Source organism: Rhodococcus sp. IEGM 1307 (assembly GCF_030056915.1).
Taxonomy (GTDB): domain Bacteria; phylum Actinomycetota; class Actinomycetes; order Mycobacteriales; family Mycobacteriaceae; genus Rhodococcus_F; species Rhodococcus_F opacus_D.
This window is the reverse complement of record NZ_JASHKW010000154.1, coordinates 1-206: the sequence shown is the minus strand read 5'-3', so window position 1 is coordinate 206 and position 206 is coordinate 1. Positions and strand designations below refer to the sequence as shown.

The window sequence follows — 206 nt, the reverse complement described above, 5'->3', positions numbered from 1 at the left end:
CCCTCACGTCCGCCTCCCCCTTAGGCCCAGGGCTCCACACATGCCACACTGGCCAGTACAGAGGGCTGCGCGACCGTGAGGTGGAGCGAATCCGTTAAAGCTGGTCGCAGGTCGGAGCGGGGTCTGCAACTCGACCCCGTGAAGTCGGCGTCGATAGTAATCGCAGATCAGCAACGCGGCGCTGCAGACGTGCCCGGGCCTGGTAC

Annotated in this window: 1 rRNA gene; it reads left to right on the top strand. The window is 65.5% G+C overall.

The features are described 5' to 3' along the window. Positions 1-206 (top strand): 16S ribosomal RNA (locus QM841_RS43130); the annotation flags it as partial.